The organism is Rasiella sp. SM2506 (assembly GCF_050859505.1).
Lineage (GTDB): Bacteria > Bacteroidota > Bacteroidia > Flavobacteriales > Flavobacteriaceae > Marinirhabdus.
This window is the reverse complement of the sequence record NZ_CP193934.1, coordinates 3,124,437-3,149,988: the sequence shown is the minus strand read 5'-3', so window position 1 is coordinate 3,149,988 and position 25,552 is coordinate 3,124,437. Positions and strand designations below refer to the sequence as shown.

The 25,552-nt window shown below is 37.7% G+C and carries 23 protein-coding genes; 12 read left to right on the top strand and 11 right to left on the bottom strand.

Translation table 11 applies throughout. The features are described 5' to 3' along the window. Positions 1-70 precede the first annotated feature (70 nt). The 8 genes from ACQ2HF_RS14155 to ACQ2HF_RS14120 all read left to right on the top strand — a co-directional run bounded on the left by ACQ2HF_RS14155 (position 71) and on the right by ACQ2HF_RS14120 (position 6,948). Positions 71-1,291: an Nramp family divalent metal transporter gene (locus tag ACQ2HF_RS14155; RefSeq protein WP_432411071.1), complete on the top strand. Its 1,221-nt coding sequence runs from the start codon at positions 71-73 to the stop codon at positions 1,289-1,291. Then, a complete protein-coding gene (gene pxpA, locus ACQ2HF_RS14150) occupies positions 1,291-2,028 on the top strand; it encodes a 5-oxoprolinase subunit PxpA (protein ID WP_432411070.1) in 738 nt (245 codons plus the stop codon). Before ACQ2HF_RS14155 ends, pxpA begins: the two co-directional genes overlap by 1 nt. Further along, the gene (gene pxpB / locus ACQ2HF_RS14145) at positions 2,025-2,747 is read left to right on the top strand and encodes a 5-oxoprolinase subunit PxpB (protein WP_432411069.1); all 723 of its coding nucleotides are present in this window, start codon (positions 2,025-2,027) and stop codon (positions 2,745-2,747) included. Before pxpA ends, pxpB begins: the two co-directional genes overlap by 4 nt. Then, positions 2,744-3,595 (top strand): biotin-dependent carboxyltransferase family protein, encoded by an 852-nt coding sequence (locus ACQ2HF_RS14140; protein ID WP_432411068.1) that lies wholly within the window; start codon positions 2,744-2,746, stop codon positions 3,593-3,595. The genes pxpB and ACQ2HF_RS14140 overlap by 4 nt, the downstream gene beginning before the upstream one ends. Before the next feature lie 879 nt (positions 3,596-4,474). Beyond that, a complete protein-coding gene (locus ACQ2HF_RS14135) occupies positions 4,475-4,831 on the top strand; it encodes a hypothetical protein (RefSeq protein ID WP_432411067.1) in 357 nt (118 codons plus the stop codon). Between the two features lie 29 nt (positions 4,832-4,860). Beyond that, positions 4,861-5,544, top strand: a complete 684-nt coding sequence (locus tag ACQ2HF_RS14130; RefSeq protein WP_432411066.1) for a hypothetical protein — start codon at positions 4,861-4,863, stop codon at positions 5,542-5,544. Then, complete coding sequence (locus tag ACQ2HF_RS14125) at positions 5,523-6,317, top strand: sensor histidine kinase (RefSeq protein WP_432411065.1); 795 nt, start codon at positions 5,523-5,525, stop codon at positions 6,315-6,317. The genes ACQ2HF_RS14130 and ACQ2HF_RS14125 overlap by 22 nt, the downstream gene beginning before the upstream one ends. Continuing rightward, positions 6,298-6,948, top strand: a complete 651-nt coding sequence (locus ACQ2HF_RS14120; RefSeq protein WP_432411064.1) for a response regulator — start codon at positions 6,298-6,300, stop codon at positions 6,946-6,948. The genes ACQ2HF_RS14125 and ACQ2HF_RS14120 overlap by 20 nt, the downstream gene beginning before the upstream one ends. Positions 6,949-6,975: 27 nt before the next feature. Here the strand turns inward: ACQ2HF_RS14120 and ACQ2HF_RS14115 are convergent, their stop codons facing one another. Then, positions 6,976-7,686: an RluA family pseudouridine synthase gene (locus ACQ2HF_RS14115; RefSeq protein ID WP_432411063.1), complete on the bottom strand. Its 711-nt coding sequence runs from the start codon at positions 7,684-7,686 to the stop codon at positions 6,976-6,978. A 74-nt stretch (positions 7,687-7,760) separates the two neighbouring features. On the opposite strand from ACQ2HF_RS14115, the gene ACQ2HF_RS14110 reads away from it, so the two are divergent. Beyond that, positions 7,761-9,494 carry an alpha/beta hydrolase-fold protein gene (locus tag ACQ2HF_RS14110; protein ID WP_432411062.1) on the top strand — a complete coding sequence of 578 codons (1,734 nt, stop codon included), beginning with the start codon at positions 7,761-7,763 and terminating at the stop codon, positions 9,492-9,494. Between the two features lie 50 nt (positions 9,495-9,544). Here ACQ2HF_RS14110 and ACQ2HF_RS14105 read toward each other — a convergent pair whose 3' ends face one another. After that, complete coding sequence (locus ACQ2HF_RS14105; RefSeq protein ID WP_432411061.1) at positions 9,545-10,033, bottom strand: hypothetical protein; 489 nt, start codon at positions 10,031-10,033, stop codon at positions 9,545-9,547. Between the two features lie 28 nt (positions 10,034-10,061). Then, positions 10,062-11,180: a C1 family peptidase gene (locus tag ACQ2HF_RS14100; RefSeq protein ID WP_432411060.1), complete on the bottom strand. Its 1,119-nt coding sequence runs from the start codon at positions 11,178-11,180 to the stop codon at positions 10,062-10,064. A 103-nt stretch (positions 11,181-11,283) separates the two neighbouring features. Here ACQ2HF_RS14100 and ACQ2HF_RS14095 point away from each other — a divergent pair, with 103 nt between their 5' ends. The 3 genes from ACQ2HF_RS14095 (at position 11,284) to ACQ2HF_RS14085 (ending at position 13,831) form a co-directional block, all read left to right on the top strand. Beyond that, the gene (locus tag ACQ2HF_RS14095) at positions 11,284-12,123 is read left to right on the top strand and encodes a 1,4-dihydroxy-2-naphthoyl-CoA synthase (RefSeq protein ID WP_432411059.1); all 840 of its coding nucleotides are present in this window, start codon (positions 11,284-11,286) and stop codon (positions 12,121-12,123) included. Between the two features lie 314 nt (positions 12,124-12,437). Then, entirely contained in the window at positions 12,438-13,022 is a 585-nt protein-coding gene (locus ACQ2HF_RS14090) for a Crp/Fnr family transcriptional regulator (protein ID WP_432411058.1), read from the top strand. A gap of 56 nt (positions 13,023-13,078) precedes the next feature. Next, positions 13,079-13,831 carry an acyl-CoA desaturase gene (locus ACQ2HF_RS14085; RefSeq protein ID WP_432411057.1) on the top strand — a complete coding sequence of 251 codons (753 nt, stop codon included), beginning with the start codon at positions 13,079-13,081 and terminating at the stop codon, positions 13,829-13,831. An 86-nt stretch (positions 13,832-13,917) separates the two neighbouring features. Here the strand turns inward: ACQ2HF_RS14085 and ACQ2HF_RS14080 are convergent, their stop codons facing one another. From ACQ2HF_RS14080 to ACQ2HF_RS14045, 8 genes are all read right to left on the bottom strand, one after another. After that, on the bottom strand, positions 13,918-14,547 hold the full coding sequence (locus ACQ2HF_RS14080) for an SDR family oxidoreductase (protein WP_432411056.1): 630 nt from the start codon (positions 14,545-14,547) through the stop codon (positions 13,918-13,920). Positions 14,548-14,680: 133 nt separating this feature from the next. Beyond that, complete coding sequence (locus ACQ2HF_RS14075) at positions 14,681-16,027, bottom strand: DUF2130 domain-containing protein (protein ID WP_432411055.1); 1,347 nt, start codon at positions 16,025-16,027, stop codon at positions 14,681-14,683. 128 nt (positions 16,028-16,155) lie between these two features. Further along, complete coding sequence (locus tag ACQ2HF_RS14070; RefSeq protein WP_432411054.1) at positions 16,156-17,571, bottom strand: S41 family peptidase; 1,416 nt, start codon at positions 17,569-17,571, stop codon at positions 16,156-16,158. 72 nt (positions 17,572-17,643) lie between these two features. Then, complete coding sequence (locus ACQ2HF_RS14065; RefSeq protein WP_432411053.1) at positions 17,644-18,450, bottom strand: helix-turn-helix domain-containing protein; 807 nt, start codon at positions 18,448-18,450, stop codon at positions 17,644-17,646. A 171-nt stretch (positions 18,451-18,621) separates the two neighbouring features. Then, the gene (locus tag ACQ2HF_RS14060) at positions 18,622-19,800 is read right to left on the bottom strand and encodes an SH3 domain-containing protein (RefSeq protein WP_432411052.1); all 1,179 of its coding nucleotides are present in this window, start codon (positions 19,798-19,800) and stop codon (positions 18,622-18,624) included. A gap of 230 nt (positions 19,801-20,030) precedes the next feature. Beyond that, positions 20,031-22,580, bottom strand: a complete 2,550-nt coding sequence (locus ACQ2HF_RS14055) for a TrlF family AAA-like ATPase (protein WP_432411051.1) — start codon at positions 22,578-22,580, stop codon at positions 20,031-20,033. 444 nt (positions 22,581-23,024) lie between these two features. Then, positions 23,025-24,713, bottom strand: a complete 1,689-nt coding sequence (asnB, locus tag ACQ2HF_RS14050; protein WP_432411050.1) for an asparagine synthase B — start codon at positions 24,711-24,713, stop codon at positions 23,025-23,027. A 304-nt stretch (positions 24,714-25,017) separates the two neighbouring features. Then, positions 25,018-25,542, bottom strand: coding sequence for a hypothetical protein (locus ACQ2HF_RS14045; protein ID WP_432411049.1), 525 nt, complete (start codon positions 25,540-25,542; stop codon positions 25,018-25,020). Positions 25,543-25,552: the final 10 nt, after the last annotated feature.

The window sequence follows — 25,552 nt, the reverse complement described above, 5'->3', positions numbered from 1 at the left end:
TAAAATTTGTTTGCTTTCACGTGCCCTTTAGGGATAGGGTAAGTAGGGAAAGCAAACAAACCATATCAACATGAAAAACCCCTTAAAAAACATCGGCCCAGGAACCTTAGTGGCCGCGGCATTCATCGGCCCTGGCACAGTTACCGTTTGTACCTTGGCAGGTGTGAAATTTGGGTTCGAATTGCTATGGGCGATGGCGCTCTCCATTGTTGCGACCATTGTTTTACAAGAAATGGCAGCACGCTTGGGATTGGTTTCAGGTAAAGGGCTGGCGGCAAATGTAAAAGAACAACTAAAAACGCCCTGGTTAAAAATAGCTGCCATTATATTAATTGTTTCCGCCATCCTCATTGGAAATGCAGCCTACGAAGCTGGAAACATAAGCGGAGGCGTACTGGGATTACAAACCATTTTTAATGAAGCCTTTATAAGCATAGGCAATTTTCGGCTGAATTATTTGAGTTTGCTTATTGGTGTGATTGCCTTTGTCTTGCTATTTATAGGGAATTATAAAGTGATAGAGCGTAGCTTAGTCACATTGGTTATCCTTATGAGCATTTCGTTTCTGGTTGCCGCTATCATCACGAATCCTAACTGGATTTCAGTTTTAAAGGGGATTTTTACACCCACGCTGCCTTCAGAAAGTATTTTAACGGTTATTGCCCTCGTGGGAACTACGGTGGTACCGTATAATTTATTTTTACACGCTTCTTTGGTACAGGAAAAATGGAATGGTGCACAACACTTAAAAATTGCTCGTAAAGATTTGTATGTCTCTATTATTTTAGGCGGACTGGTTTCTATGGGGATTATTATTTGTGCGGCGGGCATCCAAGAAGGTGAAATAAACAATGCGGCAGACCTCGCTAAAGGCTTGGAGCCGCTCTATGGGTCGGTTTCAAAATATGTGCTGAGTCTTGGTTTATTTGCGGCGGGGATAACTTCTGCCATCACGGCTCCTTTGGCGGCAGCGTATGTAGCTAGGGACTGCTTCGGTTGGAAAAAAGAGTTAAAATCGGCTAACTTTCGGGCGGTATGGATGTCTATTTTGGTATTAGGCGTGGTATTTTCTTCTATTGGGTTTACAGCTATTGAAATTATCCAATTTGCGCAGGTGGCCAATGGATTGCTATTGCCCATTATAGCTGGATTTTTGTTGTGGGTGGTGAATAAAAAATCGGTTTTAGGGGATTTCAGAAATACAACATTACAAACCATTTTAGGACTTATTATTGTGCTGGCAACAGTGATTTTAGGCGCAAGGAGTTTATATAAAGTATTTTTTAGCTAATGAAACAAACCATAGACATAAATGCAGATGTTGGTGAAGGAGCTGGGAATGATGCGATCATTATCCCGCTACTTTCTTCCTGCAACATTGCTTGTGGCGGGCACGTAGGAAATGAAGTTTCTATGCGGAAGACCATACAGCTTGCTAAAAAATACAACGTAAAGATTGGAGCACACCCTTCGTTTCCAGATAGAGATAATTTCGGGAGGAAATTACTCACGATGACCAAAAGCGAGTTGACTGAAAGTATTCACAAGCAGTTGTTAGCCTTTTTCGCTGTGGCGGAAACTGAAGAAGCCTCCTTGCATCATATTAAATTACACGGCGCACTGTATAACTACGCCGCCAAAGACGCCCCCACGGCCGATGCGGTTGTGGAAGCGATTATTGCAACAAAAGTACGCCCAGTTTTGTATGTTCCAAACAATTCAGTATTGCATAGGAAAGCTCAAAATCTGCTGCCTTTGCAGTTTGAAGCGTTTATTGACAGACGTTACAATTCCAATGGTTCTCTGGTTTCCCGAAGTGAGCCAAATGCTATTATTCAGAACAAAGCAGCTGCCTGGCAACAATTAAAACAACTTGTGGAAGACCAAAAAGTGACGACGATTTCTGGAACTGAAATTTCTATAGTAGCCAATACCTTTTGTATCCACGGTGATCATCCCAATGCGGTTGCATTTTTAGAATATATCCATACGCAGATGAAGACGTCTAATTTTGAGTTACAAAAATGAAAGCTCCAAAACTCTTTAAACCGTCTCCTAAAACCCTGTTACTACAATGGGATTCGGTTATTTCGGAAGAAATTCAACAAGCGATTCGGCATACTGAAGCTTTGTTAAGGCATCATTTTTCCAACGAAATACTTGAAATCACACCCACCTATACTGAATTGGCTGTGTATTGTAAGAAGGACATTACCATTTCAGCATTTGAGAAAAAATTTGTGGAAGTATTTCAGAAAAAAAGCAAGAATGAACACACAACTTCCTCCAGGTTAGTGACCATTCCTGTTTGTTACGATGCATTTTTTGGACTTGACTTAGCCGAAGTCGCATTATACCACAAGCTCACTTCTGAAGAAATAATTGAACTGCATACCCAATCCCTTTATACGGTTTCATTTATAGGCTTTTTACCAGGATTTCCATACCTAACAGGGCTTTCAGAAAAATTATATACGCCGCGGAAACAAACTCCACGACAGCATATTCCTAAGGGAAGCGTAGGCATTGGCGGAAAACAAACTGGTGTGTACCCTAGCAATTCCCCAGGCGGATGGAATATTATTGGGCGTTCGTCGCTACCATTTTTTTCAGTAGAAAAGGAACGACCTTCGTTGCTACTAGCGGGTGACTGTTTACAATTTCAATCCATTTCAAAAGATGAATTCAATTTGATTTCTTTGGAAATTGCTTCCGGCGTGTATCAACTAAAAACCCAGGCACTATGATAGAAGTTGTAAAAGCGGGTTTGTTTACTACGGTACAAGATCTAGGAAGGTTCGGCTATCGAAAAATGGGTGTTCCTGTGAGTGGTGCTATGGATGCGGTTTCAGCTTTCATGGCGAATTCACTATTGGGGAACAAAAATGATCGTGCGGTATTAGAAATCACACTGCTGGGCCCTACGCTCAAATTTCATCAAGAAACCAGGATTGCTATCGCGGGAGCCCCTTTTGAAGTTTGGTTAAACACTATCGAAATAGACCTCAACCAACCCATTTTAATTCATAAAAACGATGTGCTAACGTTTGGGAAAGCAAAAAAAGGAATGCGCTGTTATCTGGCTGTATCAGGAGGGTTGCAAACTTTAAAAGTTTTAAATAGTCGAAGTTTTTATGCCGGTCTTACCGAAGAAATTAAAGTAAAGAGGGGAGATTTGCTACCTATAGAAACGTTTGCTGAAATTCCGGCTCTTAAAAGTTTTTCCGCAAATGCATCACCTATCGATGCGACTACCTTGGAGGTATTTCCTGGGCCAGAATATGCTTCGCTCACTATTTTTGAACAACAAGGGATTGTAGAGCAAAGGTTTACAATTTCGGCACAGAGTAATAGGATGGCGTACTTGCTAGAATGCAGTGGTATGCTATCGGCCAAGGAAATACTAACCGCGCCTGTACAACCAGGAACCGTGCAACTAACGCCCTCTGGAAAATTGCTTGTTTTAATGCGAGATGCGCAAGTTACAGGAGGCTATGCTCGTATCTTTCAACTTACAGAAAAAAGCATTACTATTTTGGCACAGAAAAGGGGAGGAGAAACCATAGATTTTAAATTAATAGGTTCTCCAAACTAATTTTTTTAAATAGCATGTAGAATACTTCAGATGGCTACGTCACTTTTTTTTATTCTGAAACCAGTACGTTACGTTTTATAATTTCACTTATTTTATTCCTATTCTCTGCTGAAAAATAAGATAAAAATCCCTCTCGAACGGAAGTTCATATAGGGTCTGAAACAACAAATATTTTTAAGATGTTTTCCAGTGTTAAACGTACATTTTTTACAGCGATAACCAGACTGTTTTCTGATTGAAAATGTAACGGAATATTCGTATGGATTTATACACTATTTTTCTATATCTTTAGTCCTGCTGAAATAGAATAGGGCAGTGGCATGCGGAAACTTATATTCCTGTATTTTACACAAAAAAACTGCACATAATAGCAATTACATCAATTTAGGCTTGTCTAAAAATATATAATTATTATTTATAAGTATCTTGTTTTCAGTTTTTAGATGATATTTATATAAACTATTGCTTTAGCTATCTTAAAAACTATATTTTTCTAGCTATCCTTTGTCTTGCCAGCAACTATTCCACTCGTTTCCTGCTTGTATTTGCTGTAAATTACAATGAGAACATCTAATTTTTAACTTCAAAAAAATAGAGAAAAGCAGGTCTTTGTTGTACTTTTTGTAGCCTTTCAATTTCACTTTTTGACACTCAATTTTCACGAATATTGTATGCTAAAATAGGCCCTGTATTTGTGTAGAAATTACCTTTTTTATTTATTCCAAAACGCACTTGTTTTTTTAGAATGAGGGGTGTTCTATTTTGGGGAAATTACACCATTTTAAAAAAGGGGCTTTTCCCTGTTTTTTTGCCATGCATTTTTTTCAAAAGCATTTTTTTGCTACTTTTCAAATTCAAGAACTAACTAATCTTAAAATTATGTCAAGACCAAAAAACTGTATTCCGGTTTCCGAAGCAAAAACGCTCCAAGAACGCTGGATGGATACCCGTGCAACAGATATTGAAGCAGTCCGTGGTTCCAAGGATGCAAGCGATTTTACCTTTAGCCTGAGTGATCTGGAAGAATTTGTAAAATACGTACGAGATGAATCTACCAAACAAAACGTTCAGGATCCGGGCATACGTGTCTATTTTGCAGCCTACAATGATGCAAAATCTACCAAAGCCACCATTTTCCTGGCACCCACAAAAAAAGTAGGTGTAGATGATCTTAACAATTACAATATTGACCCTTTGAATAGAGGAAATACGGGGTGGCCCCCCAATACGTACTAAGTTTGGAACTTAGCGATTTCTTATTAAATATGATTCCTGTCTTGTTCCTCGAGATACTTGCTGCAACCGCAGGAATTTTTTATTTAAAAAAAACAAATGCTACTCTCCATGAAAAGCTATTTGTGGTTTTTTTATGGTTTTCAGTAGGTATTGAAATACTAAGTAGTTATGCAGGATTTGCTTATTTTTCGGAGTATATGGTATTTGGCTTTGTAGAAGAAACCCCTTTCCGAAATAATTATTGGTTAAGTAACATTTACTTGCTGGTTAACAACCTTGTATACATTTACTTTTTCGGAGTACAGCTTCATAATACAAAGGCAAAAAAACTGCTTGTTATGTTAGCTATTGCTATGGTGATAGCTGTTATAATAGATTTTGGCACCAGTGATTTTTTTAATACACTTTCGCGTGTTTCAACTATTTTTGGAAGTTTGTTGGTCTTAATGACCATACTGTTTTTTTACTTAGAGCTACTAGTTTCAGAAAAGTTGTTAGCACTTAGATATAACCTTTCGTTTTATATTTCGGTAGTGCTATTAATCTACACGCTATGTATTTCGCCACTGGATTATTTGATCAACTATTTTAAAACATCAACGGGGAATCAATTATTTGTTTCGTTAAGGGTGAATACATTATTCATTTTAAATATCTTGCTTTACTTAACTTATACCTTTGCGTTTATACTATGCTCCAAAAAGAAGAAATAACGCTCATTATCTACGTACTGGTAATATTACTTTTTGTATGTGCTTTTACGGTGTTGTTTGTACTCTTTTTTCTGAAAAGAAAGAATATTTTACTACTAAAGCAACTAGAAGAAAAACAGCGCTTTGAAAGAGAGCTAGCCCAGTCTCAGATTGAAATAAAGGAACATACCTTGAAAAATATTAGCTGGGAGTTGCACGATAATGTTGGACAGTTATTGTCGGTAGCAAACATTCATCTTAATATGCTTCAGAACTTAGTGCCTAAGGAAGGGAAAGACCGTTTTGTAGAGACAAAACAAGTAATTGCACAAGCCATTCAGGAAATACGATCCATTTCTAAAACACTCAATAACGACATTATTTTAAAGAATGGCCTGGCCGCTTCCATACAGATTGAGTTGGAACGTTTTAACCGTCTCAACTTTTTGAAAGGCGTATTTAAACTGCAAGGCACCCTAAAAGAACTTGATGGTTCCAACGAAATTATTATCTTTAGAATGGTCCAGGAATTTTTTTCCAATGTTATAAAACATGCCAAAGCAGAAACGTTGGAAGTTGTATTACAGTATAATGCAGAAGATTTGTACATAAAATTACAAGATAACGGCGTTGGGTTTTGCACCCAAACAACCCCCTCTAATTCTGGCATGGAAACTATGAAGAGTAGGGCAGTTCTTATAGGCGCAACCTATACCCTAACATCACAACCCGGAGTAGGAACAACCTTAGAGGTAACATATCCTTATAAAATTAATGCAGCAACAAGCGTATAAAATAGCCATTGTAGACGACCATATCTTATTGGCGTCATCTTTAGAACAACTTATCATTTCCTTTGGAAACTGTCGGGTGTTGCATATTTCAAAAAACGGAAAAAACTTTCAGCATAACTTAATCAATCATGTAGAGAAACCAGATATTGTATTATTAGACATTAATATGCCTGTAATGGATGGTTTTGAAACGGCACAATGGATTAAAGAAACCCATCCTTATATAAAAATTCTGGTGCTGTCTATGGAAGATGACGAGGCCTCTATTATTAAAATGATTCATAAAGGTGCCAAAGGATATTTATTGAAGGATACCCAACCAGAGATGCTTAAATTGGCTATTGACGAAATAATGAGCAACGGCTTTTACCATTCAGATTTGGTAGCAAATACCTTAGTACAAGCTTTTAATAAAGATACTAACGCATCTGGACTCGGCTTAAAAAATACCGAACTTGAATTTGTAAAACTAGCCGCAACAGAGCGAACGTATAAAGAAATCGCTTCCATAATGAACTTAAGCCCCAAAACCATAGATGGCTATAGACAGGACGTTTTTAAGCGCTACCATCTCAAAAATAGAGTAGGACTGGTGCTTTTTGCAATTAAAAATGGTTTGGTCGACATCTAATTACAAAGGATACCTCAATCTAAAACATTACAAGCAAGCATCCCAAATAGGATCTTTCGGGAGGGGTGCAATAATCGTTATTTCTTCTTTTACAACGGGATGCATAAACGTAAGTTGTCTCGCGTGCAAATGAATGCTTCCGTCTTTATTACTGCGATCAAAACCGTATTTTAAATCGCCCTTTATGGGACAACCAATTGCGGCTAACTGCGACCGTATTTGGTGGTGACGTCCTGTTTCCAATTCAATTTCCAACACATAATAATTGTCTAATTTTTTGATTATCGTGTACGATAATACCGCACGTTTGCTATCAGGTACTTCGTTTGTATGCGCGTAGGATTTGTTTTGTTTTGGATTTCGTTTTAAGAAATGAACTAATTTTTCTGAAGTTTGTGGCGGACAATTTTTTACAACTGCCCAATAGGTTTTTTTGGTTTTCCGTTCTGCAAAAAGTTTGTTGAGTCGCGTTAAAGCTTTGGAAGTTCGCGCAAAAGCTACCACCCCGCTTGTTGGTCTGTCCAATCTATGGACCACACCCAAATACACTGCGCCAGGTTTGTTGTATTTTTCGGCTATATAACTTTTTAATATTTCAGAAAGCGGCTTATCACCTGTAGAATCGCCTTGTACTAGATCGCCCGCACGTTTGTTCACCACCAGCAAATGATTGTCCTCGTGGAGCACCTGCAGATTATTTTTGTTGCTGTGAGTAGGTTCGGGATTTTTTTTGGACATATAGGTATGCTAAATTCTGAAATTTAAAAGTACTTTAATTTTTGTACTTTTAAATAAACCAACCCTCCTAAATTATGAAAAATACTATTCTGGTATTTCTTTGTGCCCTAGCCTTCTTTTCCTGTGTTGAAAAGCATACTGAAACTTCAGCAGTAACCATTACTGTTCAACTATCTGAAGATTTGGATGTGGAAAATGTAGATGGCAGACTACTTCTAATGCTCTCCAATAACGAAGAAGCCGAACCAAGATTTCAAATAGAAGACGGTTTAAAAACACAGTTAATTTTTGGGAAAAATGTAGAAGGATTACAACCTGGTGACAAGGTAACATTTACGGAAGAAGATTTTGGTTTTCCTTTCGAGAGCCTCACAGATATTCCCAAAGGAGATTACAACGTCCAGGCCTTGTTACACGTGTATGAAACGTTTAACCTTTCCACCGGACATACCGTAAAACTTCCTATGGATAATGGCGAAGGCCAACAATGGAACAAATCGCCAGGGAATCTTTACAATCTTCCTGTAAAAGTTACCCTAAATACTACTTCGGAAATTTCCGAAGTCATCACCCTGGACAAAATTATTCCACCTATTGAAGAAGCTGCAGACACCGAATGGATAAAACACATTAAAATGAAGTCGGAAAAACTCTCCGAATTCTACGGAAGAGATATGTATGTAGGCGCTCATATTCTATTACCAAAAGGTTTTGACAAACACCCTGAGGCAAAGTATCCGCTTATGGTTTTTCAAGGGCATTTCCCAGCCGATTTTGGAGGATTTAGAACTACACCACCAGATCCAAATATGAAACCTGAATATTCCGCCCGTTTTAGTTTAGATGGCTATAATATTATTGAACAACAAGAAGCCTACGATTTTTATAAGCGTTGGACGTCACCAGATTTCCCCAGAATGTTGATTATTCAAATCCAACATCCTACACCGTATTATGACGATAGTTATGCTGTAAACAGTGCTGCGCAAGGTCCCTATGGAGATGCAATCACCTACGAGCTAATTCCGTTTATCGAAAAACAATTTAGAGGGATAGGTGAAGGTTGGTCTCGTTTTCTCTATGGAGGCTCCACAGGAGGTTGGGAGTCTTTGGCGGTACAAGTGAAATATCCCAAAGAGTACAATGGTTGTTTTGCCGCCTGTCCAGACCCCATAGATTTTAGAGCGTATTGCCTCACTAATATTTACGAAGATGAGAATGCGTATTATTATGAGAGCGATTTCAACACACTGGAAGTTCCTGCACATCGGGATTATTTGGGCAACATTTCCAGCACCTTAAGACGTGCCAATCATTTGGAATTGGTGCTGGGCGATAAATCTCGCTCGGGCCAACAATGGGACATTTGGGAAGCGACCTATTCGCCATTGGGAGACGATGGGTATCCGCAGCGTATTTGGGATAAATATACGGGCGATATTGATAAAGAAGTAGCTAACTATTGGAAAGAAAATTACGATTTGCGCCACATCCTGGAACGCGATTGGAGCAAGCTGGGACCAGATCTAAAAGGAAAAATACATATTTACTGTGGCGATATGGATAACTATTATCTCAACAATGCCGTGTATTTAATGGAAGATTTTCTGGAAAATACATCCGAACCGTATTATGATGGCGAAGTTGCCTATGGCGATAGAGCCGAACACTGCTGGAACGGAGATCCAGACTCCCCAAATGCGATCACACGGTTACGCTACAATACCATGTACGTGCCTAAAATTATGAAACGAATCGCCGAGAGTGCCCCAAAAGGAGCCGATGTAACAAGTTGGAGGTATAAATAGAAGGTAGCGGGTAGGACGCTACACTTGTAGTGGGTAGGATATTTTCAGGGTTAATTATCCCTCCCAATGGTAATAATAGCTCTTCTTCTTTCGGTTGGGAAATTGTATGGGCTATACGTATTACTTCGGTAATAGGGACCGTAGGTATTGTAAATAGGCGAGTAGTATTGTTGGTCTCGGTATACTTCGTTACGAACACGGGTTTTTCCATCGGTTTGATAGCCATAGATACGGCTATTTCCAAAACCGGACTGTAAGCGTTCTAACGAAACCCTAGCATTGGGTTGCCTGTTTTCAGTTGTGGCAACCATATCTACAGATTGCCAATAATTTTGCGAGGTAACTTGCTGATTTGTAAAATCTGAAAACAACGACTGTTTGTACATGGAGGTATGTACTTTTTTCTGAAAAGCAGAAAGTGCAGGCGTAGGCAATTCGGTTTTTGTGGTTGCTTCAATGGTAAAATACCTACTATCAAAATCGGATTGTCCCATACTGAGCACGGGAAATAAAAATAATAAGAGGAGTAGGTTTTTCATATAAATAAGTGTACAACAATCGCACCAATTATAAATTCAGTTTTTTGGCAGTTCCTTTTGGAACAGCATCTTTATGAACCGTTATGCTAATGGTCTTTAAACGCATATACGCTTCACTAAAGTATACATAACCGCCATTTGCATTTCTGGACGCGTCGGTTCCCCAACTGTTTTTTACTTTGTAGTATTTCGTACCGTTTTGATCTACTAAAGTTCCGGTAATGTGCATTAAATGATCGTCGGTGGTTGTAAAATTTTCAAACTCGTCCTGGCGGTATTCCTGGGTAACTTTCATTTCTGGATACACACCTTGCAACGCTTTTATCGTATTTTCTTCCTCCTTCGGAATCACAGCCACACCATCTTTACTGCTGAAGCTTCTTTCGCTTACATCGCAATCCAGCTCTACCGTAAATCCTTTGGCAAGGGCATTGTCAATACTCGCCATCATTTCGTCCAAAGGCACATTGTAAAAACTTCCGTAGCTCCAGTTATCAGGGATATTCAGTATAAATTCTGAAAAGAAAGGCGCTTGTGTAAAAGAGGTAATTGTGACATAATCCTTTGGTACAATTTTCATGGCATCCCGAAAGGTTTCCGGGGTATATTGCTTTCCTTCAAAGGTAAACTGAGTAAAGTTTTCCCCTAAATAGGTGTCTAAAACAGCTTCCGTAGCAGGCTTCCATTTCTTGCTTAGCTTTCTTGCGGGATTGTCGATATAGGTTTTTGCCATGGCTTCTAACACGGCTACCAGCTCTGCGTGGTTGTGATCGGTTTCACTTAAAAATAAGCCGCTATACGCTTCATTAGGCACCAAGCCATATTCAGCAACCGAATTCATCACATCGTGCGCCAATCCGCCTTCGCTAAATTGTGCTTTCCCTTGGCGCATCACGAAATTCTCTAATTTCTTCGGATAGGTATTTCGAACGGTGTACATTTCAGATAAGTCTACATTTTTTCCTGTAAGCCTAATAATTTCAGACTCTAAAAAAGAAGTACTGCTAAAACTCCAACACGTTCCCGTCCTGCCTTGCGAAATAACAGGCGTTGCCTCCAGGTCTATCTGCGTGGTAAATTTGTAGGCTTCCTGGCTAAAAGCTGTAAGAGTTGAAGCGAATGCGAGTGCAAAAATTAATTTTTTCATACGATGTGTTTGTTGTTTATAATTCGTGGTTTATAGGGGTAGTAATACCAAACTATAAACTCCAAACCACAAACATTTGTATCTTTGAGTAAAAATAACAAATATGCTGACACCCGACTGGAAAACTGCCAAAGAATATACAGATATCACCTATAAAAAGTCGCACCATGTGGCTCGTATTGCTTTTAACAGACCCGATGTGCGCAATGCCTTTAGACCAAAAACGACAGCCGAATTATTAGATGCCCTGCACGATGCACAGGAAGACACTAGTATTGGCGTGGTGTTGCTCTCTGCGGAAGGTCCTTCCACCAAAGATGGCGTTTGGAGTTTTTGTAGTGGTGGGGATCAAAAAGCACGTGGGCACCAGGGGTATGTAGGAGACGATGGCTACCACAGATTAAATATTCTGGATGCACAGCGAATGATTCGTTTTATGCCGAAAGCGGTGATCTGCGTGGTGCCTGGCTGGGCCGTTGGTGGCGGACACAGTTTGCACGTGGTGTGCGATATGACGCTTGCCAGTAAAGAAAACGCTATTTTTAAACAAACCGATGCAGACGTTACCAGTTTTGACGGGGGTTATGGAAGTGCCTATCTCGCTAAAATGGTAGGGCAGAAGCGGGCACGTGAAATATTTTTCCTAGGAAGAAACTATTCGGCACAAGAAGCGTACGAAATGGGAATGGTAAATGCCGTGATCCCTCACGACGAACTGGAACAGACCGCCTTCAATTGGGCGCAGGAAGTACTAGGAAAAAGCCCAACAAGTATAAAAATGCTGAAGTTCGCTATGAACCTTACCGACGACGGTATGGTAGGCCAGCAAGTGTTTGCGGGAGAAGCCACCCGATTGGCCTATATGACGGACGAAGCCAAAGAAGGACGGGATGCGTTCCTGGAAAAACGGAAGCCCAATTTTGATAAGAAATGGTTGCCCTAGACGATTTACGAAGTACCATTGTAGATTGAAATATTTAAATCGAAATTAACCATAAAGTTGAAAACGAGAGTAGATTAAAAATCACAATTTAGCTCTTTCCTCCAGTGGTTAACTATGGTTTAGTAAAGCTGGAAATGTGCATTCCGCGTATCGGGAGAAGATGTGTTTTTGCGGAATTTATCTAATAAAATTTAAAATTAGAAATCGCAAAAAATCGGAAGGGGGACGTTGCGAAAACGAAAGTAAGACTTTAAATAATTTTCATAATCACCAAATCACCAAATCACCCAGTTACCCAATTACCCATTTTACAAATGACTTCAGAATTACAATTTATACGAAACTATATTGAAGAAATAGCCCATATTTCGGACACGGATTGGGATAATTTTTCGGCTCGGTTGCAGAAGAAGGAGCTTACAAAGAAAACTGTTTTCTTAAAAGAAGGCGCGGTAGAAAATCATATCTCATTTATTCAGCAAGGGGTGGTTCGCTTTTATATTCCGAAAGAGTTTAAAGAACATGAAGTCACCTTCGGATTTTGCTTTCAAAATCAGTTTGTGAGCGCCTACGATTCTTTTCTAACTCAAAAACCCTCTTTGTATGAGTTGGAAACCCTGGCAGATACCACTTTGTACAGTATGTCGTATACCGATTTACAAGAAGTCTACAAAACTACTCAAATTGGCAATCTCATTGGCAGGCTAACGGCAGAACGCTTGTTCTATATAAAATCGAAACGAGAGCAATCCTTACTAAACGAAACGCCCGAACAGCGCTACTTAAATTTATTTAAAGAACGCCCGGAATTAATCCATGTAATTCCTCTTAAGTATGTTAGCTCCTACATTGGCGTCACCCCTCAGGCATTAAGCCGAATTAGAAAACGAATTACTTAACCTAAGTTCATTGTTTGGCAACATTGTTGCAAGTATCTTTGAAAAAAAAAGTTACCATGACAATTATTCTATTTATTATCATCTTGTGGTACGGAGGTTTGTTCTTTCAAACCTTTTTTCTTCACAGATATGCTGCACACCAGACGTTTACCATGTCTAATGTTGCAGAAAAAATTACCTTTATTCTAACCTGGTTTTTCCAGGGCTCCAATTATTTAAGCGCTTATGGGTATGGAGTGATGCACCGTATGCACCACGCCTATGCAGACACAGAGGACGATCCGCATTCTCCTAAATACGATGCCAGCGTTTTTTCTATGATGTGGCGTACCAAAACTATTTATAGTGACATAAACAAACAAAAGATTTTTGTAGAACCAAAATTCACGAAAAATGTGCCACAATGGAAACGTTTTGATGCCTTTGCAAGTTCCTGGGTATCTCGTTTGTCCTGGGCTGTAATATACATCGCATTCTTTGTGTTTTTTGCTACGGCCTGGTGGCAATGGTTATTTTTACCTGTAGCGTTGTTTATGGCGCCTATTCACGGTGTGATTATTAACTGGTATGCACATATCTATGGCTATGTAAATTTCAAATCGAAAGACACTTCTAAGAACCTTTTTAAGTTCGATTTTTTAATGATGGGCGAGGGGTATCATAACAATCACCATAAATACGCGAGCCGTTCCAATTTTGGTGGCGTGCGTTGGCATGAAATAGATCCTACGTATCAGATTATGAGAGTACTGAATTTCTTCGGTGTTATTAAAATAAAACCTTCTTTAGTGAAAATAGAGCGGGATTAAGAAAGCGTATAAGTACCATTAAAAAGAGCCAAAACAAATTGTTTTGGCTCTTTTTAATTTTATAAGTAACTAATCCATACGCTTTATTACACCACCTGAAATGCCTGTACGGCTTCTTCAATATTGGTTTCTCCTGTTAGGATTTCGAATGCCTGATTCTTGGCTACGTTCGTGTCCAGACTTTTTACCAGAGTTCTGGCAACATCCCAACGTGGAATCTCACCTTGCTCATTCAGCTTGTGCTGTAACTTAATTTTCCCAAGACCTTCATTGTTGTTTAAAGCGCCTGGTCTTACAATGCTAAAGGTTAAACCGCTAATATCCAAATACTGATCTGCATTTTGTTTGGCTTGTAAATATTCTTTTAGCTCGCCTTGCGGATTGTCTGCGCCCATAGAACTTAACATCACAAATTTCTCGATGCGATCCTTCTTGGAAGCATCTATCAATCGTTTGGCACCTTCCTGATCTACGTTATGAACATCTTTTCCGCCAGAACCAGCCGCAAAAATCACTTTGTGGATGCCTTTGGTGGTATTGGAGACATCTTTGGTTAAATCGCCCCAAACGGTTTCTACGCCTTGGTCCTTAAATTGTTTTTCTTGAGATTCATTTCGAACCATCGCCACGGGGGTGTAGTGGTCTGTATCTTTTAAGAGGTTGATCACTTTTTTTCCGGTAGTGCCTGTGGCACCTGCTACTAATATCTTTTCCATAAAACTAAGATACATATAGTATAGCTGAATTGAAAGGCTGTTAACGCTCTTTAACGCACGGATGCACGGATTTTGGGAGGGTTTAACAGAATGCTTAGGTTTCCTCTCTTTTTAGAAAAATTGTATAAGCGCTTTATGAGTTCTCCGAATCTGAAAGTCCCTCAAATTTTTCTTTCATAGTAGGATTGCCGTAAGTTAATTTTTTGATGGTGAGATCGTCTGCTTTATTATTTGCCAGACGTAAATTGTTTTCAGACGACAGCAAGGCATCTTTTGTTTTATTAAGATGACTAATTGTTTTATCGATTTCTTCAATTGCTTTTGTAAACTTTCTACTGGCCAGATCGTAGTTATAGGCAAATCCCTTTTTAAAGGAATCTATCTTTTCTTCAAAATTGGTAATATCGATATTTTGATTCCGCATTAAATTCAGTTCTGCTTTGTATTTCAGAGAATTCATGGCGGCATTGCGCAGTAGGGTGATGATAGGGATAAAAAACTGAGGGCGTACTACATACATTTTCTGAAACTTGTGCGATACATCTACAATACCCGTATTGTAAAATTCATTTTCCGATTCCAGCAGCGAGACTAAAACGGCATATTCACAATTTTTATCCTGACGGTCTTTGTCCAGTTTGGCAAAGAAGTCTTCGTTTCTTTTTTTGGTAGCCGTTTCATCATTTTCATTTTTCATCTCGAACATAATGGAGATGATCTCATTGCCGGCACCATCGGTTTCCCTGTAAATATAATCGCCTTTGGTACCGCCTTTGGCATCGTTGTCTTTTTCAAAGTAAGCATTTTGAAACCCGGTAGCCCGTAATTTGTTAAATTCGATCTCGCAGTGCTGCTCTAGCGTTTCGCCCACCATTTTGGTGGACTGTTTTTGTTTAAAATCCTTATAAAAAGCGATCTCTTCGTCTTTCATTTTGATGGTTTCTTCGCGTACCATAAGCTGGTTGGCGAACTTTTCCTGCATAGATTTTTCCAGCAATTGGGTTTCGGTGGCTTTAAGTTTTAGATCGTTGGAAAGCGTGTCGCGCTCTTTTTCTATCTGCTTAATGGCTTCTGCTACCTTAAGTTGTTCCGAAATAGATGCCTGTTGCAATTTGGACCGCATCTCGGCGATCTCACTTTCTTTGCCAGATAGCTTTGCCGCCAGTTCGCTCTCGCTTTTGGTTTTAAGCATACTGAGTTCGTGGTCTTTCTGAGCTAGTTTCTCGGCCAATTCACTGGCTACGCGGGATTTTAGGCTGGTGAGCTCGTTGTCCTTTTTTGCCAATTGTTCCTGTAACGTATGTCTCACAGTAGCCTCGGCCAGTTGTATGGCACTTTGTTTTTCCCGTTCTGCCAATGCCAGCCTGTTGTCCAGCTCTTCCTGAAACTGATGGTCCCGAACCTGCTTTAGAATGTCGGCAAAACCTGCTTCATCTACTTTAAAGGCTTTTTTACAGTTGGGGCAAATGATCTCGTTCATGGATTTCCTTTTCTAATTTATAAGCCAAATTAAAAAATTTGGCGGACTTGTACATACGTATTGACTTCGATTAAGCAACTAAATGCCTATGAGCTTTATAGTGTGTTAGGTGCAGGCTTTATTATTCTTTAATTTTCTAAATAATCAATAGCAAACTGTTCCCAATCTGTAATACTTTTATCAATATAGATGTCGGGTTGAATTCCGATGTTATCAATTGGGTACTGTGGTAGCCTTAAGGACCTATACGTTGGTAGTAACAGCTTATAATTCTCGCAAGCAAATTTAAAAAAATATGCATTTGCATAATCCAAAACTCCAGAAGTTGGTATTCCCATTACCTTAACTTTTTTGCTCTGTTTAGCTTTTAGTAAAAAATTCTCTCCCGCACTTGCCACATTATCGTTTACAAGAATAATAATTTGCTTTGGGCTTCTATCATTTATCTGCACAGAATCAATAGTAACATCTTTTCTGGAAAGATTTATAAATTTACCAAAATTCTCTTTGTAAATGGTAAGACGATTTTCCAATTCTTTTATTTCGTCTTTATTTTTTTCTGCGTCCTTTTTCATTAAACCATCTTTATAGGTAGTGACGCCATCAATTAACCCCTGAGTGGATAGAAGCTCTATTCCAATGTTTCTTATAGGATTGGTGGCAAGTAAGGGTAATAGTTTTGTGTAAGCATCATCTGTCCCACCTCCATTATTTCTAATATCAATAATAAGATTTTCGCTATTCTCAATTGCTGTTTTATTAACCTCAATTAATTTTCCAATACGTTCCACATAGGGATAATTAAAACTTGATATTTTTATTAAAGATGATTTTTCAGTTAATTTCTTGTAATAAAACCCATCTAATTCATTTACGCTATTTTTAACTTCTGCTGTATCTAATTTTCGGTCTAGGTTCTGTTTGATAAAGTTTGACTTCAAATTATTTATATAAAGAAGGTAATCTTCATATAGCTTAAAAGTATCTTGATATATAGAATGGTCTGAAAGATAATAGGTAATATTCTCTTTATTTAATTGAAATTTAATCTCTTTTGGTTTCCAATTTGGATTTGTTGTTTCAATAATAAATCCTGTATATTCATTTATTCCAGTTTTTGTGACCCCAACCGTATACGTTTCATCTTTCCATATTCCCTCCAGTTTATCTTTGGACTTTTTTATATTTCTTTTAAACGCCGCGATATTGATATTTAACTGTTTGGGTTTACTCATTACTTCCTTAATTTCATGGCTTTCTTGTTCATTGGGTAAAATCCAAATATGGCGATCTTTAAAGAATGTTGTAAATTTTAAAAGAACATCAAGACAATTGGAAGTATCTGTTTTTTTTGCTTCAGAAACTAATTGTTTTTTAAGGTTGTTGTAGAGCAAAGTGTCTTTTGTCTTTTCTTCAAAACCAGGATAATCGCTTTCAATTTTTACTATTACTTTATTTAAGGCAAGCGTGCAGTCACAAGTTGTTTGTGAATACATATTAAAGATACTCCCAACTAAAAGGATTGAACATAAAAACTTCTTCATAGTATATTGATTAAAAATTCCCACAAATAAAGGGATAACCAGAAAGACAAAATTGTAAGAATGGAAACTACGTTAAAAAAATAGCCAGGCAATTTCCTTGTTCGAATCTATATTTTTAAAAAACGAACTTGGTTTAATATTGGTAAGTGATTTAAATTCCTTTATAAAATGGGATTGGTCGTAGAAAAGACTTTCATAAGAAAGCGCTGTTAGATTTTTTACCTTTTGGAAATCTAGCAAGGCTTTTCTGAATTTATGAACCTTACGGTATTCCGAAGGTGTTTTGCCAAGATTTTTTTGAAAGATCTTATTGAGATATTGTCTTGAAATATTATGTTTTTTTGAGATTTCTGTAATACTAATTTCTGTTTCAACATCGTCAAGTATTTTTTCCAACCTACTTAACTCAATAGTATTTAATTTGGACAACCAATACATTTCAAGCCTTTCAATCTGTTTGTTTCTGTCTGCAATATCAAAGATTATTTGCATTTCCTCATTCAGATCATCAAATGGTTGAAAATCCATATAGAACCCATCACTAAAATAGTCTGAAATATTTTCTATAAAACGATTAAGGCCAAGAGGTTTAAATTTAATGGTTATCTCATTGGTGGGTTCCTCATACACCACTTCAAAGGGTTTAGTGTATCTTACCACCAAATCTGTAGTAATCCTTTTCTTTTTTGAAGGGGTTACAACAATCTTTTCCCGGCCTATTTTTACATCTGCATTTTGCGTAGTGCTTACAATACATAAATTATTAGGGAACGTGAGATAATGAACTGCTGATCCAGACTTCCCTTTTTCCATAAAATAATATCCATCGATATAGTTTCTTAAAATTCTATTTTTGGTTTTGTAATGCTGTATGTTCATTTTTTTCAGCTTACGAATAACGGGTTTGGGTTTGATACGGCGAGCCTTTGAGCTAGAAAAACAATAGCGCTACCACTACGATGTATCTGCTTGGCTAATTTTTTATAAAGTTAGGGAATTAAATGAAAGCCGAATGTGACCGTTGTATATTATGCGGTGTTGTTTACAGTGCTATTCCGCTAATTTGGTTTTTATTATTTTCCATTTACCATATTGATATTCCAAAATCAAAATTTGTTTCCATCTTCTAGAAGTATGTAAAGGATCACTGGCATAATAATCTGCAAATACAACAGCTTGATCTTCATAAGCATTTTCAAGCCTAACTTCATAAATTGTCACATAATCAATACCGCCATACGCATCTGTTGAAGAAAACCAACTATATCCACCATTTTTATTCCAACTTGGGTTATTTGTTAATGAGAATGCACTATAAAATTCTTCTTCGTCTAAATGTTTAAGAAAATTTCTTACAACTGAAGTTGGACCGTCAGTCTGTTCTTTATTTTCTATTTTGTTATCAGAGATTAAACTATTGCTCAAAAATCCAATGTAATATCCGTCATCAGCTTCTACAATTATTTTCGTCCAAGAACTATAAGTTGAATTATCAATAATCCTGATTTTATCATTTCGTTTAATTGTGGTCAAAACATTAGTAATTGTAGTCGGTCCTAATCGTAAATTTGCATCTCTTGAGGATACGTATTTACTTGGTAGCGCATATATTTTTGATACTTCTATGTCAAAAATTTCATTTACCGTGGCTTTGTCTCCTGTTTTATTTGAATATTCTTTCACGCCATTTTTTAGGCTTTTCATTGTAGAATTTTCGTTAATCGTAATAGTGTTTATATATCCAACTGTACCATTTGACATTACTTTATAAAAGCCATTCTGATATTCTAATACGCTGACACTAGTTCCTTTCTGAATTGGGCGAATTGCATCGTGTTGTGATGGTGTTCTCCATAACTGACCATAGGAGCTTGTAGTTGTATAAATATTTGTTGAATTATATGAATTATTTGACGTACTGGTTGAAGTTGTATTGTAAGTGGTTGTAGGGTAGGTAGTTTTAGTTGAATTAGAATAAGAGCTTGGTGTATATTTAGAAGATGTATTACTATCAGGTGTAATATATCCAGCCTGTCCTGTATATGGATTGGTATTTCCTCGTGTTGAAAAATTATCTCTATTAGTGCTATTTGGTGCGGTTCGATAATGAGGTTGGACATATGTGCCATTACTTCTGTAATATCCACTAACGTAAACGTGATTTGGATTGGTCTGTGCAAAAGAAAATAAAAAAGCGAAAAAAAATAAAATTGTAAATATATGTTTCATACTTCGATTGCTTTTTTGCATTACACACAACGGATTTGTATATGAAACGTAGTGCAGAAAATAGACAGTTTCGTTTCGGTTAAGCACAAGCCGAATTTTTAAATTTTACTGATTATCTTTCTTTTCCCGATTAGCCAAATTTAAAAATTTGGCGACCTCGCAAAAATGCCCGAACCTTCGTGTTAGCAACGGCTCGCACTATGTTTTATATATGTTGTTAGCCACTGGCTTTACTTTATTCTATATTGATATTTATTCTCTCGTTTTTTGAAAGCTTCAAATCCTCCTTCAAGTCCGATTAATGTTTCTCTTGTGTCTTCGTTTTCAATTGTCGTACTTTTTATTACCGTTGATTGGCTTGCTTCATCAATACTTAAAATATGAATTAATTCCGCATCACCATTAATTACAAAATTTGCATTGTGTGTTGCAAAAACGATTTGCCTACTTCTCTTTCTGTCTTTAATGACTTCCACAAGATAATTTGATATTAAAAGACTGTCGAGATGAGCTTCTGGTTCATCAATGATTATTGGGTTGTTTCCTAATAATAGTAAAATGACTAAAACGGCAGTACACCTTTGACCAAAAGAGGACTTTTCGATAGGTCTTCCATCATACTGGACTTTTACCTTTTTAAATTCAACATAATTTAAGTAAGTCATTTTTGTCAATAACTTATACGCCTTAAAATTTGAATCTAAACTGAATAACTCAATTAAAAACCCTTTTGCGTTAGAAGCACTTGGATAGTTTTTTAATGCTTCAATAAGAACTTCTTTAGTTGTAATGTCTTTTGGTAAAACACAAAATAAAATATCTTTTAAGACATTGTCACTTTTATAATTACTTCTCGCAATTTGTCCTTCAAACAAACTTTTGAAATCGCTAAATACCTTTTCATTTGCAGCAATTTCATCAAAGTCAAAGTTTAATGAAATAGGCTTAACAGATGTATTTTTTAGATTTTCAAGGATTTCACTAATTGATTTGATTTGAGTTTCAATTTCTGTTTGATAATCCGAACTAGCATTAATAGAAATGTTTTCATCAAACCCATCAATTTCCAATTGTAAAACATTTATGTCAACTTCTCTTTTTTGAATCTCAACTTCTAAAGAGTTAATTAAGATGTTTGCATTAGAAATGTCTTTTAAGTTTTCTTCTGTAAGCCCCTTGTCTGATAAATATTTTTTTAATTCCGCTTTTTTTAAGATTAACTGTGCTTCTAATTCGGACAATCTCAATATTGACTTTGAAAAATCAACAAGGGCAGTAGAGTCTGTAATATCTTTTAATGCCTTAACAATTCGGTCTATTTCTAATGCATATTCATTTTTTGGCTCGACTTGATTGTTGTTTTTTTGCAGTTCTGATAAGTCAGCAACTAATTGATTATACTTTTCCGTTGATGATTTAAGTTGATTGATTTCTACAGTTAAAGCTTTTAATTCGGCATTGATTCGTTTGTATTCTTCACTCGAAAATGATTCAACAAGTTTTTTATTAGTCGCTAGTTCTTTTTTCTTTTGTTCTAATTCTGCCTTTAAAGTTTCAATTCGTCTAACATTTATTATCTGCTTTTTGTAATTCGTTAAACATTGATTTAAGACTATTTCTTTACTAGTGATAAGACCTAATTCATCCCTTTTAAGAATGCGACCATAAACTGCACTTGTTAATTTATGATAGTCTTGTGCGAAATCTTCAATTTCATTTTGACTTAAAAATTCAATGTATTTTTCGTCAGCATCATTGTCAATATCAACGCTATTCTCTATTGAGAGCACATTTCCATTTGCATCACGAATTTTTTTGGTTGCGAAGAATTGATTTTCACCTGATTTTAATTTTTCGTGAATCAAATTTAAAATTGTGCTTTTTCCTGCTCCGCGACCACCAATAATACACGTAAAATTGGGACTTAAATTAATTTCATTTTTTCCTGACAAGCAAAAACTTTCATTCTCAAACATTGAGTCAGCTGGAAAATCTAAAACAATTTTATTTATCCTAATTGGAGGCGGAATAGGAGCGTTAGCTCCTATATGTATTCTGTATTCAGGTTCGAATAATATTTGTTTTAAACCTTCAAAAGTTGGTTGTGATTTTATCCAAAGATTTTGTTTAACTTGATAATCTGTGATATTATGGTTGTCAGAACAAATAATCATTGGAATTTGAGCTTTGATTGCAGGAAAGACAATATTCCTATAATCTTCTTGGTCTTTTTCTTGACCTAATTCTAAAATGTCAATATGATTTAAAACTAAATCTGTTTTCAAAGCCATTTTGTAAGGCAAAGTATTAGTAATGTTCTCTAACGTATTTGCTTTAGCTCCTGCGTGAACTGTTACTAAACCTCCCAAAGAATGTATTAAATGACAAGTATCTTTAAGGTCACAATGAATATATTGGTCACCGCCTTTGTCCTGAATATCTTTTTTTGTAATACCACAAGCCGATTGTAGTTTAATCCAAACATCTTCGATATCGCACTTTTCCGAAAAGATGCCTATAAAATGAATTGAATCGCTACCACCAAGTTCTGCTCTAAATTCAATCCCTGGTAATACCGTTACTTTCCCTTTTCCTAATTCTTGAAGATTTACAATTTTTTGAACGTCCATAACGTGATGGTCTGTTATGGCTATTACTTCAACATTATTAGCTACAAGGGTATCTATGATATCTTGGTCAGATACACCTTTGTTTTTGTAATCATATGATGTTTGAGTGTGGAAATGTAAATCCCACTTTCTCCATACATTTCCTATCATAGTTTCATTGTTCTATTTTTTTTCAGCTTGTGGCTAACTAGGTATAAAATACATCAAGATAAGACCAACTTTTAATAGTTATTACCTCGTAAAACTACAAAGAACGCATACGCCATACCACAGGAAAAACCCTGTTTTTTACCATATCCTATTGCCTTTTACATTTTGTCTCAACTCTGTAAATTTAAAAAAGAATCTATATGCCAAACCATACGTAAAAACCCGTACTTATCGAGGTATTGTACTGTACGTATGGTGTCTTTATATACGTTCCCGTAAACCTACAAATCATTGGTAACTTCCAGTTACGGGTTTCCGTAAGCAAATAAAAAACGCTACGATAGGGAGAAACTAAAACCCCAACTCTCAAAACAACTGTATTTTGAGAGTTGGGATTTGCACCTTTGGGATTTTATGAGTTAATTTAATTCGTAGCTCGTACTTTCAATAGGCTTCGTCATGAACATTGGCTACTGCCCGTCCGCTAGGGTCGTTCATGTTTTTAAAGCTTTCGTCCCAGTCTAAGGCTACCTGGCTACTACAGGCTACGCTGGGGACACTGGGTACCGTTAGCGCGGCTGCATCGCCCGGGAAATGTTCTTCAAAAATGGTTCGGTAATGAAATTCTTCTTTACTTTTTGGCGTTTGGATAGGGAAGCGGTATTGGGCGTTTTCCATTTGCTCGTCGGTTACCACTTGGTTCACCATTTCCTTTAAGGTATCTATCCAGCTGTAGCCTACGCCGTCGCTAAATTGTTCTTTTTGTCGCCAGGCAACTTCGGCAGGGAGCATATGGGCAAAAGCTTCCCGCAGCACCCATTTTTCCATGGCTTGTTTTTCCTGAGAGCCTTTTTTACCCGCGATAATCATTTTGTCTTTTGGGTTTAGGCGCATGGCTACGTCCATAAATTCTTTGTCCAGGAAGGGTACCCGGCCTTCAATACCCCAGGAAGCCAGTGATTTGTTGGCACGTAGACAATCGTACATATGGAGTTTGTCCAGTTTACGTACGTTCTCTTCGTGAAACTCTTTTGCCGAGGGCGCTTTATGAAAATAGAGGTAGCCTCCAAAGATCTCATCGGCTCCTTCGCCACTTAGCACCATTTTAATTCCCATGGCTTTAATAGCCCGTGCGAGCAGGAACATAGGCGTAGAGGCGCGAATGGTAGTGATATCGTAGGTTTCTACGTGATAAATTACATCTTTAATCGCGTCCAATCCTTCCTGTATGGTAAAGTGTACTTCGTGATGCACCGTATCCAGATGGGTGGCTACTTTTTGTGCCGCAGCCAGATCTGGCGAGCCTTTTAGTCCAATAGCAAAGGAGTGTAAGCGTGGATACCAGGCGCCTTCTGTATCGCCAGATTCAATTCGCTTGTCGGCATATTTTTTGGCCAGGGCAGAAGTGATGGAAGAATCGAGACCGCCAGAAAGCAGGACTCCGTAGGGTACATCACTCATTAACTGCCTGTGAACTGCGGCGTCCAGTGCGTTACGTAGCTCGTCCAGGTTGGTTTCGTTGTCTTTTACAGCATCAAATTCCATCCAGTCGCGGGTGTACCAACGTTTTAATTGGCCGTCGCTGCTGTGTAAATAATGACCAGGAGGGAAGAGCTCAATTTTTGTACAGAAACCTTCCAGGGCTTTTAATTCGCTAGCCACATAAAAGGTGCCGTCTTTGTCCCAGCCCATATAGAGTGGGATAATTCCCATATGGTCTCTGGCGATTAAATATTCGTTGGTTTCCACATCGTACAACGCAAATCCGAAAATCCCATTCAATTCATCCAGAAACGAAGCGCCTTTTTCTTTGTAGAGCGCCAGAATTACTTCGCAGTCACTTTTGGTCTGGAAGGTATACGAACCTTCAAATTGCTTGCGCAACTCCAGATGGTTGTAGATCTCCCCATTGGCAGCCAGGACTAGTTTTTTGTCTTCAGAAAACAAAGGCTGTTTCCCAGACGTAGGATCTACGATCGCCAAACGCTCGTGCGCCATAATAGCGCGCTTGTTACTAAAAATCCCGCTCCAGTCCGGCCCACGATGTCTCAGGCATTTTGCCATGGTTAATAATTGAGGCCTAAGGTCTTCGGCTGGCCTTTTAAGATCGAATGCACATACAATTCCACACATAATTATAATTTTTGTCATTTCCGTACTTCGACTACGCTCAGCATAAACTCCACCGGAAACCTATTAATATTTCAATTTTCCTATTTTGCTCCCTCTCCCTCTGGAGAGGGTTGGGGTGAGAGCAAAAAAAACCGCCAAGTTTCTTAGAAACTTGGCGGCTAGATATAGGGTACAAGTTTCTGTTACGTCTTGGCGTTATTATTAGAATTAGTATTGATAACTGAAGTAAACATGACTTGGTTTTTTTCTTATTTGTCTTTCAAAGATGGAACTAAATATTCAGCTTTCCAAATAAAATTTCGGATTAGTACTTAAAGACCAGCAATTCCTCGGGTAAATCCTGCTTCGGAATTTTAATGCCATCCACTGTATAATATACCATTTGCACCAGCGCCTGGTCTCTTACTTTTACCCTGTAAATTTCTCGTTTGGGATTGTACATGGTGATGAAATCGGCGTGTTCAATTTCATACATGTCAAATTCAGATCGGGTCTGTAAGATAATATTTGAAGGAATGGTATTGGATTCTAAAAACTGTGAATGGAAAAACAGCATGCCGTTGGGCAGGTAGGTTGCATACTCACTATTGGTACCTCCGGTATCACTAAAGGTAGCCCTATAGCTCACAGGCTTATCGTCACCCGCTGTAACACCACGGTCTATAGACCATGCTCTTACATAGCTGCTTGGAAAATTTGCTTCCTGAGATTTCCGTACAAGCTCAGGAACTTCTGCATTGGGGATGGGATCATTTTCGAGTAGTGTTTCTTGTGCTTTTATGGTACAGATAAAAAGGAGACAAGCAACCCATAAAGTAATTTTTTTCATAGCGTTTTGT